Source organism: Eubacterium sp. BIOML-A2 (assembly GCF_009680135.1).
In the GTDB taxonomy this organism is placed as follows: Bacteria; Bacillota; Clostridia; order Lachnospirales; family Lachnospiraceae; genus Faecalicatena; species Faecalicatena contortus_B.
Window position 1 is genome coordinate 91,958 of sequence record NZ_WKZK01000006.1, and the last position, 13,863, is coordinate 105,820.

Sequence of the window (13,863 nt, forward strand, 5' to 3'; positions counted from 1 at the left end):
CTTTGTTTCATTTTCTTATTCACCCAAAATATCCCTTAAGTCGTTCTCCGGCGTAGTGATTGGCGCAATATTGTAGTGTTCCACCAGATAATTCAGCACATTAGGAGATACAAAGGCCGGCAGCGTTGGTCCCAGCTTAATATTCTGAATCCCCAGATGCAGCAGGGTCAGCAGGATACAAACAGCCTTCTGTTCATACCAGGAAAGCACCATCGAGAGCGGCAGTTCATTCACCTGGCATCCAAAAGCCTCTGACAAGGCCACCGCAACCTTAATTGCACTATAAGCATCGTTGCACTGCCCCATATCCATCATTCTTGGCAGGCCCCCTATTGTTCCGAGGTCCAGGTCGTTAAACCGGTATTTGCCGCAGGCGAGTGTCAGAATTACCGTGTCCGCCGGAGTCTGCTTTACAAATTCAGTATAATAATTACGGCCCGGACGTGCGCCGTCACAGCCGCCCACAAGGAAGAAGTGGCGGATGGCTCCGGCTTTTACGGCGTCAATTACCTGTCCCGCTACACTGAGCACCGTACCGTGGCCAAATCCAGTCGTCACACTCTTACCGCCGTTTATTCCTGTAAACTCCATATCTTCCTCATATCCGCCGAGCGCCAGCGCTTTTTCGATCACAGGCGTAAAATCTTTATCGCTGTCAATATGAATCATTTCAGGATAAGACACGACTTCTGTTGTAAACACTCTGTCTGCATAACTCTCTTTTACCGGCATCAGACAGTTTGTGGTATACAGGATCGGAGCCGGGATATCTGCAAATTCCTTTTGCTGGTTCTGCCATGCTGTGCCAAAGTTTCCTTTTAAATGAGGATACTTTTTCAGTTCCGGATACGCATGAGCGGGAAGCATTTCTCCGTGGGTATAGATGTGAATGCCCTTACCTGCAGTCTGTTCCAACAGAAGCTTCAGATCCCAAAGGTCATGGCCGGTAATCACGATGAACGGTCCTTTCTCCACTTTCATTGTCACCTCAACCGGCTGGGGCGTCCCAAAGGTTTCCGTATTGGCGCGGTCTAGCAGCTCCATACAGGTCAGATTTACTTTGCCTGTCTCCATCACAACAGGGAGCAGTTCCTCCATCCCCCAGTCCTCCCCCAGGATAGAAAGCGCTTTGATCATAAATTCGTTCACTTCCGCGTTCTCATATCCCAGAACCATCGCATGATAAGCATAGGCCGCCATTCCCCGAATTCCGAACAGAATCAGCGATTTGAGGGAACGGATATCCTCCTCTGCGTTCCAGATACGGGACATGTCGTAGCGGTCCGTATTCCCGCACGGGGAACCGCAGGATGCGCATCCGGGCACAATCCGCCTTTTTTCTGCTTCTATACGGTCAATCATCTCTTGCAGAGTCTCGTCGTTAAAATTCACATTCGTTACCGTCGTAAAAAGCCCTTCCAGAATCAGACGGTCCGTCTGCTGTGTCCCGGGGGTATTGGAACAGGCACGCGCCAGAGAGATCAACGCCCCCGTCAGTTCGTCCTGCAGCTTTGCAGATGAAGCGGATTTGCCGCATACACCTGCCTTACCTGTACATCCTGTGCATCCCGCCGTCTGCTCACATTGAAAACAAAACATTTGATTATCCATTTTTTCTCCTTTCCGCTGCTTCATAGCAGCAATACCTGATAACTTTAATCAATCACGCCTCCAGCTGTTAAGCACAGTATAATGCAGGTAAGCATTCAAGTATGTTGTTAAAACAACAAAAGTAAAAAAACTGAATATGTAAAAAAGCAGGTATAAAAAAACCTGCTTACACCTACTTTTTTACTATTTTTAATCATAAAGATTCTGTGCAATCTCCGGATCGTCCATATTGTCTGCTGTATACCACTGGCAGCCTGTATCGATATCTGAGACAGACTCTCCATTTGCTACTTTATACAAAAGATCTACCAAAGTTTCTCCCATTGCTACAGGAGCCTGAGTAATGGCGCCCAGGAATGTGCCGTCTGCAACCGCTCCTTTGATAACAGCACCGGAATCAAATGCAACGCCAATGACCTGTCCCTCTTTGGTGCCAAATTTTCCAAGGTTCTCATTGCCGGTAACCATGGCCTCTCCCGAATGCTGGTTCGCACCGTAGACCGCAATTGTGTCTGCCTTATTCAAAAGGTTTGCACAGTCTGTTGCTGAGAGTGCAGCATCTACGCTCGCGGGCACAGTAACTTCGATTACCACATCTGCGTCTTTTGTCTTTTCGCAGACAGCACCGGAAACGAATTTTTCATTTCCTTCTACATTCACCGTTTTACCATCGGCTATGATAAGTTCTCCCATTTTATCGATGAATCCCAGCCCGCGGTTAATCTGGGACTCGGAAGTCGCATCCTGGCTCATAACACCAATACGTACACTTTCGGAGGCATCGGCAATCCTGTCTTTGATTGCTTCGTACGTCATCTCTGCCGCCAGTTCTCCCGCTGCATAATTGTCCGTAGAACAGGTTGCATAGACTGCGCCGTCCGGAGCATTGGCTACACCAGAGTCAAATCCGACAATTGGAATGTCATTGTCCTGAGCCGTCTGGATCGCATCCAGACAGGAACTTGTATCCAAGGCCGCAAGGCCGATTGCATCCGGCTGCTGGTTTACGGCATTGTTCAGCATCTGTACCTGATCCGCGATATCAGACTCTGAATTCGGTCCGACAAAGTTAATTTTTACTCCTAATTCTTCCGCTTTTTGTTCCGCACCCTTTAAGACAGCCTGCCAGTATTGATGCTGGAACCCCTTCGATACAATTTCGAAACTCAAATCGCCTGCGGCTGCCGCAGAGTCTTCTGTTTCTGCCTCTTTTGACGCATCATCAGTCTTTGTTTCGGTTCCTTTTGCAGAACCGCAGCCCATCACCAGGCCTGCTGCCATAGCTGTGCAAAGTAATACGGATAATAGTTTCTTTTTCATTGAAAAATCCTCCTTTTGTTTTATTGTCAGCCTGCACTTTAAATGAGGCGTGCAACCATTAAATTTAACACTTATAACCAAATCTGCCTTTTCCTATGCCAGCCTTTTATTTTTCCAGACATCAATAAATACTGCTGCAACTAATACGATTCCAATAATAATCTGCTGCGTATTTGCCTGCAGTCCAATGTACGGAAGCCCCGTATTGAGCACCGACATAATAAAGATCCCCAGAATTGTCCCTGCTGCCGAGCCCAGCCCGCCGCTCATGGATGTCCCGCCGATAATTGCCCCGCCGATTGCATTTAATTCAATTCCTGCACCGGTTCCGGGCGCCAGCGCCTGAAATGTTGACGAATATGCCAGCGCAGCCATCCCTGTAAAAAAGCCGGAAAAGATATATGCAGTCATCTGGTATTTCACAACGGGAATCCCCGACAGGCGCGCCGCTTCTTTATTGCTGCCGATTGCTATAATATAACGCCCGGGCCTGGTCTTGTTTAACACGATACTCATAATTAGGGCAAAAAGAAGAACCCATATGAAGCCGATTGGCAGCTGTATATTTCCCACTGTTATCTTAAACAAGCTCCGCGTCCATCCCTGGGCCTGAGAAGCCTGGGGCCAGGTAATACTCATGCCGCCCGTCACAATAGAGCCAAGTCCACGGGCTATCATCATGGTACACAGCGTTGCCAGGAATGGCGGTAATTCAAACTTGGCAACGATCAGGCCATTCAGCACTCCCATAATCACGCCCGCTGCAAGTGTTGACAGAATCCCCGCAATTACCGGCATATTCAGATGAGTAATCATATAGCCGCCAATCAGTCCGTAGCAGATCATTCCCGTGCCGATGGACAAGTCTACGCCACCCGTTATCAGGCAGAACGTAACTCCAATTCCCATAAATGCCAGATAATATGTATAATCCATGACACTCAGAACCGTCGCATACTGACGGAATGCAGGGCTGACTGCACTGAAAAACAGAATCAGGGCAATCAGAACCAATACAACAACTATTTTCTGTGTCCCAATTGCATTGACCAGCAAATTATCTGTAAATGCATTTCTTTTTTTGTGCTGATTCTCTATCATTTACTCTCCTCCTGGTTCCGCAGTGTTGCTGCATGCATAATCCGTTTCTGCGTAGCTTCCGAAATATCCATCTCTCCGGTCTTCCTGCCCTCGCACATGACAATGACACGGTCGCTCATTCTAAGAATCTCTGTCATTTCAGAAGACACCATGATGATGGACTTCCCCTCCGCCGCAAGCCGATTCATCAAATGATAAATCTCGCTCTTTGCACCCACATCAATCCCTCTTGTAGGCTCATCAAATATAAGAATATCGCAGTTTCTTACAAGCCACTTAGCGATTACAACCTTCTGCTGATTTCCTCCCGACAGATTTACAACCAGTTGGTCAACTCCGGGCGTTTTTGTTTTCAGAATCTCTACATATTTTTGGGCGGCTTCATGTTCCTTTCTGCGGTCAATGAATATCCCTTTCATAAAGTGTTCAAGCGAAGCCATCGTTGAATTTTCTGCCACCGATTTATCTACCACGATTCCATAACGTTTCCTGTCTTCTGACAGATAACCGATCCCATACCTGACTGCTTCTTCCGGATTTTTGATATTAACCTTCTGTCCGTTTATATAGATGTCACCGCTCTCCTTCGGATCCGCTCCGAACAGCGCCCGTACCGTTTCTGTCCTGCCGGCTCCCATTAGCCCTGAAAAGCCAAGGATTTCTCCTTTTCTCAGTTCAAAGCTTACATCCTGTACCATCTTCCCCGCATTCAAATGCTCAACTTTCAATACAACCGGTGCATCCGGCGGGACTGTACTCTTGGTTTTCGGGTCCTCATAGATCACCCGGCCTACCATCATATTAATGATATCATCCTTTGTGCATTCATCCGTGATGAGGGTTCCAACATATCCACCATCACGCATCACCGTCACACGGTCTGTTATAACCTTAATCTCATCCATACGGTGGGAAATATACACAATCCCGAGCTGTTTCTCCTTCAGGTCCCGGATAATCTTAAACAGTTCTGAGATCTCTGATTCTGTCAGTGCTGCCGATGGCTCATCAAATATAATGACCTTTGCATTATGGGAAATCGCCTTTGCGATCTCACACATCTGCTGTTTCCCCACAGTCAGCCTGCTCATGCTCTCCGTCGGATCGATATTGATGTTCAGGCGTCTGAACAGTTTTGCTGCTTCTTCATTCATTTTTTTATCATCAATTAAAATACCGTTTCGTATTTCCCGTCCTATAAATATGTTCTGTGCAACCGTCAGATGCCCCATCATATTCAGTTCCTGATGCACGATTACGATCCCTGCATCCTGTGCCTCTCTCGGATTCGTGAATTCTATCTCTTTCCCTTCGTATAGAATTGTACCGCTGTCCTTTGAGTAAATGCCTGTCAGCACTTTCATCAGCGTGGATTTTCCAGCCCCGTTTTCACCCATCAGCGCATGCACCTCGCCTCTGCGGATTTCCAGATGTACACGGTCCAGTGCATGTACGCCTGGAAATGATTTATCAATGTCCAGCATACTTAAAATTACATCACCCATTTGCTCACCTTCATTCTTTCTGCTATTTTGAAAACATGCCTTTTCAATTGCGCCTGCGTCTGCTGCGGATGTCCGCATATACTGCAATCAGCACAATGAAACCGGTGATCACATACTGGTAATCTTTCTGGAATCCCATCGCCAGAATCCCTTCCTGCAGCAACGCGATAATCAAAACGCCAATGAAGGTTCCCCCTATAGAAGCCGTACCGCCCGCCATGGAAGTTCCGCCCATTACGCAGCCTGCAATCGCTTCATTATTGTAGGTATCGCCCAGCCCCGGCTGGACTGTTGAGTATGCTCCTATGAAAAAGATTGCTGCAGTCCCCGCCAGTATGCCGCAGATCACATAGGCAAGCATCTCCCATTTTTTTACATTTACCCCAGACAGGCGGACTGCCTCACGGTTGCTTCCAATCGAAAGAATATAGCGCCCCATTTTTGTTTTGTTTAAGATAATTGCACAGATAATTGCCGCTATCAACAAAAGAATCAGACCGGCAGGAATCTGCACTGCACCGATTTTCATTTTTACGAGATTTCTGAACCATCCATTTTCTTCTGTCACCTGCGGCCAGCTTACTGACTGGGTCTTTGTAAAAACGGAGCCAATCCCCTTGGAAACCATCATACTTGCCATAGAGGTAATAAAAGACGGCAGGCCCCCATAAGCAACCAAAAAGCCATTCACCATACCAAAAGCGGCGCCTGTCAATATGCTGACCAGCAGGCATGGCAGCAGCGGCCAGCCATTTGCCGTTAAAAGATGCCCGGAAATAAGTGCTGCGCAGAACATGACCGGCCCTATTGAAAAATCTATTCCGCCAGTTGCGATTACAAAATTCACTCCCAAAGAAAGGAATCCCAGAAAATAAGCATAATTTAAGGCACTTAATATGCGGGAATATTTCAAGAACGTGGGGCTTATTACTGCAAAAAATATGTACATTACCAATAGAATTCCGCACAAAACCAGCTTATTCAGCCCCATTTTTTTGATTATTGCATTGTTTTTTATTCTTTCCACTTTCTTTCCTCCCAGATTCCCGATTCGTACAGTCATAGGCTGTAGTCTGAACAGGGTCCGCTAAATGCATATCTTAAATAGACGGCAGAATTCCTTGCATCCTCATCAAGTCTGTCTTCATCTTTACACAAATCTCTCCAAATCTTGATATCGCGCCCAACTTCTCCGCCCTTCAAGACAAATGGTTCCATTACTACATTTTTTTCATATCCTATCTGACGTAAAGCACGGCCGATCTCCACCCAGGGCATGTTTCCTTTCCCCGGGCATCTCCTGTTGTTTTCCCCCACATGAAAATGCCCCAGCTTGTCCCCCGCAGTTAAGATCGCACCAATCATGCTGTCTTCTTCAATATTCATATGGAATGTGTCTAACATAACCTTTACTGCCGGCTCATCAACCTCTTCTACAAACTGTACCGCCTCTGCTGCTGTATTTAAAAGATATCCCTCAAAACGGTTTAAAACTTCCAGACAATACTCCACACCACATCCGTCTGCAATCTTTGCTACAGTGCGAACATTCTGCACACTCCTTGCCCAATCTCCCTCTTTATCAATGGTTCTGCTGTAATCTACCGGCCAGTATGAATATATCCCGCCGCCAATCGTATGAATATCCATGAACTCCAGCTTTTTCAATATATCTGTATAAAAACAAATCGCATTTTTTATCACATCCGGATTATTTGACGCAAGATTTTCTGCTGCTGCCGGCCCATATCCCGCTGTTAGGACTACGTCTTGTTTTTTGGCCTCCGTTTTTAACCCCAGCATCTCTTCCCTTGTCATATTCTTGAGTGCAGCGCATGAGATTTCAAGTACGTCAAATCCAAGAGTCTTTACTTTATTAATGTATCTTCTGTAATCCGCCGCCCATTGTTTTTCCCAGTAGGCAAAATAGATCCCGTATTTCATAAAATTTCCCCGCCTTACGCTTTATTATTTTCTCAAAGCGTCTCTCAGGCTTCATTTTCCGCCATAAGAAAGACCGCTTTGAGTAAGATTAATATGTATTTTTAGAAAGAAGGTGTGATTACAAAGGCTGCATGTACAGGTTCTGTGCCATAATTGATCATGGAATACTCCTGACCGGCGGGAATATAAATGGCCTCATCCGGGAAGATCTTAAAGGTCTCCCTCGTTTCTGTCATGAATACACCCATCTCCCCTTCAATCACATAGATACAAGTCTCGCCTTCATGTGAATCCGGTTCAGACATGCGGCACTGAATCCCACCTGCCGGTATAATGTACTCGCCCATCTGAATGGAATCATTTGATACACTGATTTTCATAAGGATCGGAAATTCAAGTCCGCGCACAACACGTAATTTGTCTTCTTCGGAAACTTTATAAAGATATTGTGTGGGTTTGCGCAATTCCTCAAAATCCATAGGCCATTTTCCAATATCATTGATCGTCCCCATCTTTGTCGAACGGTACAACGGCTGAGGCTCCGGAAATTCTTCTTTAGAGCCGCGTTTATAAAGATTCCATTTTCCTTCTTTATCAAGCGGGAATAACTGGTCATCAACAATTCCCTGTGAGCAGGAGAATGCTTTCATCTTCGTTTGTCCAAAATTAAATCCTGCATGTACACAGCCTTTCGGCATAATCAGGGCTTCGCCTGCTTTTACTGTGACTGCCTGTCCGCTGTAGGGGCTTACCTGCGTCAGCTCCCCCTCTAAAACAAGATAGATCTCATCATTCGGATGATAATCCGGCGGACCATACTGTGTTCCCGGGGATAATTCAAAATATGCAGCAAATAAATTTGGAGTACTTACAAGCATAGTGTTTAAATCACTGTGTGCAATATCAAAGTCAGGATATGTAAAATACCCTACATTTTCCCGCGTTATTAAAATGGGCTCTTTCTTAATACCTCCTTCCGTATAGGGATGATTTCTGAATTCTACTCGTGCCATACTAATTACCTCTTTTCTTTGAAATTTATTTAATATTAAAATTAAATATCTTAGGACAGTATTGTCAAAACGTTTTTACATTTTGTTAAAAAAAATAATCTTTCGATTTTATTAATCTATTACCCATAAGCTTTTCCTGCAGTTTTATCAAGCTTTTATGATTGCGTATCATAGCTGTACAGTTGTCATAACTTTTTTATAAAATAAGAAAAAAAATTACACCCCCTTTGTCATAACGTTTTTATTTTAGAGCGAAAGCTGTTTAATCCAGCTTTGCCAAGGAATTCCGCCGAATCAGTTTAGTATCCAGCATTACCTTTTTATTGGCGCTCCCGCCATGTTCAATCAAATCGATCAACAGCCTGGCGCCCGCCTGTCCCATCTCTTCCATAGGCGATGAGATGCAGGTGATCCCGCCTTCAAGGTATTGCGCCATGATAGAATCGTCAAACTCTGCCAGGGAAAGATCCTTCCCTGCTACTATACCATGATCCATCATATACTTCAGACAGCCAAAACCTATCTGGTTGTTACCTGCAAAAACCGCAGTCGGCGGTTCGGGCAGTTCCAGGAGCTTTTCTAAATAATATTCTCCTGTCTCCTGCTGCCAGTCACCAATACAGATGTACTCATCCGGTATCTCTATATGGTTGGCAGACAGTGTGTCACGGAATCCTCTCATACGTTCGACCATGACATTAAAAGTACTGTCTCCAATTATAAAAGCAATCCTGGAATGCCCGTTATCAATAATTTCCTGTGTTAGCAGGCATGCCCCCCTGTAATTATCCACCGTCACTGAGTGCATATCGCTGGCTGGCTCTTCGCGGTCGATTAATACAACCGGCTTGCCGATCTTTTCTGCCTCTATCTTGTTATGTATGGACTGAATCAGGATGATCCCGTCTACTACTCTCTCCAGACTTTCCTCTAAAACGCCGCTGTGCATTCCTTTCCCGTCATCTACCGTATAAAATATGGTACGGTATCCTCTTACACGCGCCACCTTTTCCACCCCGCGGATAACTGAGATATAAAATTCATTGACAATGTCTGGAACTATCGTAACAATAAACTTTGTTGCACCTGTCTTGATTGATGCAGCAAAATCATTCCTAACATAACCCAGTTCGTCGATTGCCTTAAGTACCTTCTCCTTTGTCTTCGGGCTGACACGGTCCAGATTATTGATAACCCTGGATACTGTTGAAACTGCAACACCCGCTTTTGCTGCTATATCTTTTATCGTAACTATATCCTGCATAATGACCTCTGCTTGTCGAAACGTTTTTATTTTTAGTAATTTTAACTTAACACTCTTTTTTATTGGTGTCAATTACTTTTTGTATTTTAAGCAATTTTAATAAACTTTACGTCTAAACTTTGTATAAAATCACATGAAATTTTAGAAAAAGTTTAGACGAAACAACTCCGACGAGTTATTATACAAGATATTTTTCAAGATACTAGTATATGGTAAAATCCCAGCTAAGTTCCGTATTGCAGATCAGAGGAAAGTGCGAAGCACTTTCTATTGGTAATGAAAAATGGTAACCGTTCAGGCCTTTCTGAACCATTACCCTAAATGAACCATCCGTCCTCCGCGCTGTTCATAAAGTCTGTGGGATATGGAAATAACCGTTCTGTTTGTCGATGCTGCCCGGAGAGCCGCCAGTACTTTCTCTTCTGTAGCCGAATCCAGATTTGCAGTAATTTCATCCAACAGCAGAATTCTTGGATTGGCTGCTACCGCTCTGGCGATCGAGAGCAGCTGCATCTGTCCCTGTGAAAACAGACCGGCGGTGCACAGGGTATCATATCCGTTTTCCAGATCCATAACCGCCTCATGCATTCCCACCATATGAACCGACCGCTCTATGTCCTCACGGGTTATCCTGCTGTCTTTCAGGCTTATCTGCTCTGCCACGGTACCCGGGACCAGCCGGAATGACTGCTCCACATAGCCAAAAAGCCCTCTTTTTTGGGCATCCGGGATCTGGTCTGACGGTACCCCGTAGATGCATACCTTTCCGTTCCATGGAGGATATAACCCCAGCAGCAGCTTGAATACCGTACTCTTTCCAACACCGGTTCTTCCGGTCAATGTCACATTTTCTCCTGTATGAACCGCAAAACTATACTGGCGGAGAATTTCCCGCCCGTCCTCATACCCAAAGCTGACGGAATGAAACGCAGCTGCCGGGCTGCATTCATCCAGAGCCGCCGTCTCATTTTCCGGCAGCCTGCGCCCCGGCTCATTTAGAAATTCATGAATGCGGCATACCCCCGCCACGGCAGACTGAATGTTCTGAATCTCCATCCCGATGCTCTCCAACGGCTCAAATACTTTGCTGACATATGCAATCACCGCCACTGCTGTTCCGACAGACATTCCAAAAAGCCCCTGCATATTTCCGCCCATTGCAGCCAGAACCATCATAACCGCAATCAGAGCCGCCCTGATTGTAATGATAATCGGAGAATAAATGGAATCATAAAAATTGGATTTTTCTAATGCCTGGTATCCGGCCTGGATATATCTGTCATAACATTTTTCCATATATTTTTCTTTATGAAATGTATGGATCATCCTTATATTCCTGATTGTTTCCGGCACATGGCTGTTTGCCCTGCCCACCGCGGTTCTGTTGGCAAGCTGAGCCTTCAGCATTCTTTTTTGAAATGCACGTGTAATCAAATATAAAATCGGTGCTGCAAGCGCCATAAGCATCCCAAGACCGCGGCTCTTTACGAATATGACCGCCAGAATACTGACTACCCGGCAAATGTCTACAACCATGCTGATAATACCGGATGTAAACAGGGATTCCACCGTATCTACATCGTTTACAAATCTTGATGCCGTCACTCCCGGTTCTGTGTCTATAAGGTAGGATGCCGGCAGTTTTGACAGCTTTCTGCACATCACACTTCTCAGTCCGTGGGTAACCTTCTGGCCGAAAACCGTGATCAGGCTTTCCTTTGCCGAATCAAAGATACCTGCTGCCGCCAGCAGAAGAAAGTAAGCCGCCGCCAGCCCCGGCAGAACATCTGCGCCTCCTGCCAGCCGGTTTACAATCCGTTCCAGAAGCAGCGGGGGAAGGAGGCCCGCAATGACAGTACCTGCCACTGCAATCACCAGCCCAATGGACAAAAGCACTTGTTCCTTTACAATCCTTTTTACCACCGAAAAGATGTAATTCTGCTTCCTGCCATTCTTTTTCCCGGTCTGCCCCTTCTGAACCGGAGCCCCGGCCTTTTGCGCATCATTTAAGTTATCTGTACATTCTGCCTGTCTCTCTTCTGCTCCTATGAACGGCACGCTCTGCCCACTCTGCATTTGAAACAGATGTGCGTACTCCTCATTGGTCTGCATCAGATGCCTGTGGTCAGAGACCGTGCTTCTGCCCTCCCCGAGCCAGATTACTTGGTCCATCTGTGGAAACAAAGTCAGCCTGTGGGATAAAATCAATACGATACTGTCCTTCGTGAACGCCTTTAAATTCTGCATAATCTCACATTCTGTTTTTCTGTCAACCGCGGAAAACGGATCATCCAGTATAATGACCGGCTTTTTATGAAAAAGTGTCCGCGCAAGTGCAATCCGCGCCTGCTGCCCTCCGGAAAGCCTGACTCCGCCGCTGCCCACCATAGTGTGAATCCCATCCGGCATCTTCGATACTTCCTGGTCCATACACACCGCCTTCAGACAGCCACTGACATCCCCGGATTCTCCAAGCAGTATATTGTCTTCCACAGTAGCGCTCAAAAGTTCCGGCTCATGCCCCATATAAGCGGTCATCTTTCTTCCGGCCCGGGCAAGAGCCGACAGTTCCTTTCCTTCCAGTCTGATACTTCCCTCATATGGATATTCGCACAGAAACACTTTCCCCAGCGTAGACTTTCCACATGCCACGGCTCCGGTTACTCCTATTATCTCGCCCGGACACGCGGAAAAGCAAATATCCTCCAGCACATATTTCCCATCCGGGTATGCAAACTTCATCCCTGAAACGCAAAGCCGTACCGGCGATTCCGGCCCTGTTTCTTTCTCATCCGGGATATCCTGCATATACGGTTTAATCCGTATCCAAGATACCTGTGCCTTCTGAACCGCATTAAACAGCTTTGCCGCCCTCGAGGATTTAGATGCCAGCCTGGTAAAACAAGATAAAAATGTGGAAAATGCTGCAATGTCCCAGGATGTCCATCCGTTGCCCAGCACATTCTTTGCGCCGAACCAGATAATGAAAATAATCCCTGCCATCGAAATGATTTTATAGAGGGGCTGCATCGCATTTTCCCATATATTTGCATACACCGCTTTCTTCTCGTAATCTCCCAGCTGCTCCTCATACTCTGTATCCCTGCTTTTTTCCTGCCCATAAACCCTGTAAAGCACTGCATTGGATATCCGGTCAAGGGTTGCCCCGTTCAGAACGCCCGCGCTTTCCTTATATGCCGCTGCCCTCCTTGATACCGTCCGTTTTAATGTTCCGGCCAGCCAGTATGCCGCCGGCGGAAACAAAACGGAGATTATGGTCAGTCTCCAGTCGTATGAAAAAAGCATTGTCAAATAGGCAATCATTACGACACCGGTATCAAAAACCTCTGTCGTAAACTTTCGCATCCCTTCCACACAGGTGTCCACATCTGCAATGGCTTTGGTCATAACAGCTCCCACATCCTCAGTGCCCAGTTCCGGCTTGCCCCTGTGCACGAGATTATGGTACAGCACCTGCTTCATATTCCGATTCACATGGTTAGCAAATCGTCTCACATAAAGCCGTTTGAGATAGCGCATTCCCTCCACCAGTAAAATCGCAGCAATATAGGACAGGGCCAGCATAACCATATCCTGAAACACCCGTTTCCCGCCGATAATATCGCACAGATACTGCGCCAGCATTCCCTCGAACCAGGGGCCTGCAACCATCCCTGCATTGTAAATAATCCCGGATACGGCAACGGCAGCAAGAGTCCGCTTCTCCATTTTAAAATAGGATACAATACGCTCCGGCCTGTTGACCTTACGCGCCTTATCTTCCATGTCTGTCCCACCTCTTTTTCTCAATCACGTTCCCTGCCTGTCTAACATTCAATGTGGCTTAGATGATACTACACCTGCCGCGAAAAGGCAATATCAACCGGGTCCTCTATCTGCATTATATCCCGTTATAAGACTAATTTAAACACTTCTTGCAAAACAGGGCAAGTTAACCAGTTTCCAAGGGGCTGCCCTCACAGCAGTCGTCAAGGCCAGGCTTGCTTAACTTCGGCTCGCTGCCCCCAAAAACAAAAGATCCGCATGCTTATTTTCTGAAGAACGGCACTTAGCCGATAAGCATGCGGATCTCCATATTTTCTTT

9 protein-coding genes are annotated in these 13,863 nt (G+C 46.2%); all 9 read right to left on the minus strand.

Features of this window, described 5'->3' with window-relative positions:
* Window positions 1–15 precede the first annotated feature (15 nt).
* The gene (gene hcp / locus GKG43_RS03885) at window positions 16–1,611 is read right to left on the minus strand and encodes a hydroxylamine reductase (RefSeq protein ID WP_173020069.1); all 1,596 of its coding nucleotides are present in this window, start codon (window positions 1,609–1,611) and stop codon (window positions 16–18) included.
* Window positions 1,612–1,800: 189 nt separating this feature from the next.
* Window positions 1,801–2,931 (minus strand): substrate-binding domain-containing protein, encoded by a 1,131-nt coding sequence (locus GKG43_RS03890; RefSeq protein WP_129878699.1) that lies wholly within the window; start codon window positions 2,929–2,931, stop codon window positions 1,801–1,803.
* Window positions 2,932–3,024: 93 nt separating this feature from the next.
* On the minus strand, window positions 3,025–4,032 hold the full coding sequence (locus GKG43_RS03895; protein ID WP_129878701.1) for an ABC transporter permease: 1,008 nt from the start codon (window positions 4,030–4,032) through the stop codon (window positions 3,025–3,027).
* Window positions 4,029–5,537, minus strand: a complete 1,509-nt coding sequence (locus tag GKG43_RS03900) for a sugar ABC transporter ATP-binding protein (protein ID WP_129878703.1) — start codon at window positions 5,535–5,537, stop codon at window positions 4,029–4,031. Before GKG43_RS03900 ends, GKG43_RS03895 begins: the two co-directional genes overlap by 4 nt.
* Window positions 5,538–5,580: 43 nt before the next feature.
* Window positions 5,581–6,564 carry an ABC transporter permease gene (locus tag GKG43_RS03905; protein ID WP_243125814.1) on the minus strand — a complete coding sequence of 328 codons (984 nt, stop codon included), beginning with the start codon at window positions 6,562–6,564 and terminating at the stop codon, window positions 5,581–5,583.
* A gap of 32 nt (window positions 6,565–6,596) precedes the next feature.
* Window positions 6,597–7,481: a sugar phosphate isomerase/epimerase family protein gene (locus GKG43_RS03910; RefSeq protein ID WP_129878707.1), complete on the minus strand. Its 885-nt coding sequence runs from the start codon at window positions 7,479–7,481 to the stop codon at window positions 6,597–6,599.
* A gap of 101 nt (window positions 7,482–7,582) precedes the next feature.
* Window positions 7,583–8,494: a cupin domain-containing protein gene (locus tag GKG43_RS03915; RefSeq protein WP_129878709.1), complete on the minus strand. Its 912-nt coding sequence runs from the start codon at window positions 8,492–8,494 to the stop codon at window positions 7,583–7,585.
* 262 nt (window positions 8,495–8,756) lie between these two features.
* Window positions 8,757–9,758, minus strand: coding sequence for a LacI family DNA-binding transcriptional regulator (locus GKG43_RS03920; protein ID WP_129878711.1), 1,002 nt, complete (start codon window positions 9,756–9,758; stop codon window positions 8,757–8,759).
* 312 nt (window positions 9,759–10,070) lie between these two features.
* The gene (locus GKG43_RS23255) at window positions 10,071–13,544 is read right to left on the minus strand and encodes an ABC transporter ATP-binding protein (protein ID WP_243125815.1); all 3,474 of its coding nucleotides are present in this window, start codon (window positions 13,542–13,544) and stop codon (window positions 10,071–10,073) included.
* Window positions 13,545–13,863 lie beyond the last annotated feature (319 nt).

What these genes read in the sequence shown, in the direction of transcription:
- GKG43_RS03910 (WP_129878707.1), bottom strand. Translation starts at nt 7,481, where the DNA reads ATGAAATACGGGATCTATTTTGCCTACTGGGAAAAACAATGGGCGGCG.
- GKG43_RS03895 (WP_129878701.1), bottom strand. Translation starts at nt 4,032, where the DNA reads ATGATAGAGAATCAGCACAAAAAAAGAAATGCATTTACAGATAATTTG.
- GKG43_RS03920 (WP_129878711.1), bottom strand. Translation starts at nt 9,758, where the DNA reads ATGCAGGATATAGTTACGATAAAAGATATAGCAGCAAAAGCGGGTGTT.
- GKG43_RS03900 (WP_129878703.1), bottom strand. Translation starts at nt 5,537, where the DNA reads ATGGGTGATGTAATTTTAAGTATGCTGGACATTGATAAATCATTTCCA.
- GKG43_RS03915 (WP_129878709.1), bottom strand. Translation starts at nt 8,494, where the DNA reads ATGGCACGAGTAGAATTCAGAAATCATCCCTATACGGAAGGAGGTATT.
- GKG43_RS23255 (WP_243125815.1), bottom strand. Translation starts at nt 13,544, where the DNA reads ATGGAAGATAAGGCGCGTAAGGTCAACAGGCCGGAGCGTATTGTATCC.
- GKG43_RS03890 (WP_129878699.1), bottom strand. Translation starts at nt 2,931, where the DNA reads ATGAAAAAGAAACTATTATCCGTATTACTTTGCACAGCTATGGCAGCA.
- hcp (WP_173020069.1), bottom strand. Translation starts at nt 1,611, where the DNA reads ATGGATAATCAAATGTTTTGTTTTCAATGTGAGCAGACGGCGGGATGC.